The sequence below is a fragment of the Paenibacillus maysiensis genome (assembly GCF_000520815.1).
In the GTDB taxonomy this organism is placed as follows: Bacteria; Bacillota; Bacilli; order Paenibacillales; family Paenibacillaceae; genus Paenibacillus; species Paenibacillus maysiensis.
The window spans coordinates 1-402 of sequence record NZ_ASRY01000133.1 but is presented as its reverse complement, the minus strand read 5'-3'; the positions used below and the strand labels follow the sequence as shown (position 1 = coordinate 402).

Sequence of the window (402 nt, the reverse complement as noted above, 5' to 3'; positions counted from 1 at the left end):
TGGCCGGAGCAGGACTGGCAGTTGCCGGGGTGCTGCTGCAAGGCATGATCCGCAACCCGCTCGCTTCGCCAGACGTGGTGGGCGTATCGAAGGGAGCCGGCTTCGCGGCGGTTCTCGTCATCGTGCTGCTGCCCTCTTCCCCGGTGGCACTGCTCCCTGTGGCGGCCCTTGCCGGGGCCGGGCTTGCCGCGTTGCTGCTCGTGCAGCTCTCGATGAAAGGCGGCATGCGCCCCAATATGCTGGCCTTGACCGGGCTGGCGGTGGGCGCTATTTTTCAGGCTGCGACCGATTATATTCTCGTCAAATATCCGCTCGAAGCCAGCGATACGCTGACTTGGCTGGCTGGAAGTCTGTGGGGTAAAGGCTGGGATGAAGTATACGGGCTACTGCCGTGGCTGGGCG

The 402-nt window shown here is 64.2% G+C and carries 1 protein-coding gene; it reads left to right on the top strand.

What is annotated here, in order from left to right; translation table 11 throughout:
* Positions 1-402: iron chelate uptake ABC transporter family permease subunit (locus L696_RS0108655; protein ID WP_025683296.1), on the top strand; the 402-nt coding region annotated here is incomplete at both ends.